This is a genomic window from Neisseria sp. P0008.S010 (assembly GCF_051962715.1).
Lineage (GTDB): Bacteria > Pseudomonadota > Gammaproteobacteria > Burkholderiales > Neisseriaceae > Neisseria > Neisseria elongata.
Genome location: NZ_JBQCVA010000205.1, coordinates 1 through 356, shown reverse-complemented (window position 1 = coordinate 356; position 356 = coordinate 1). Strand labels below are relative to the sequence as shown.

The 356-nt window shown below is 45.2% G+C and carries 1 protein-coding gene; it reads right to left on the bottom strand.

Annotated features, from left to right (window positions below; all coding sequences use genetic code 11):
- A partial coding sequence (locus ACTHSL_RS13235; RefSeq protein ID WP_440381704.1) for a hypothetical protein occupies positions 1–356 on the bottom strand: 356 nt, incomplete at both ends.

Sequence of the window (356 nt, the reverse complement as noted above, 5' to 3'; positions counted from 1 at the left end):
CAAGCTGCCCTCCAAATATTTCGCATGACTCAGAACAAGAGCCGGTATCGAATCTTTTAGCTCGTACCATGTCCTGATACAGGGCTTGATAATCATTTTCTGAATACATTTTCGCGATACCGTCCAGCGACATTCTTCCTCGGTACATAATCTCCTTTGGCGTTTCCCGATGTCCGTCACGCACATGGGATCCCGTGATGACCTCATTAAAAACACGCTGCAATCCCTCCTCATCTTTGCAGGCAAGTCCGATTTTTTGCGTTGATTTTTTAATGCAGAATATGCAGTTACCGAGATGTTCCGGTATTTGCAAATCGAATGGTTGTTGCTTCCACCATGCGAGGATATCTTCCTTC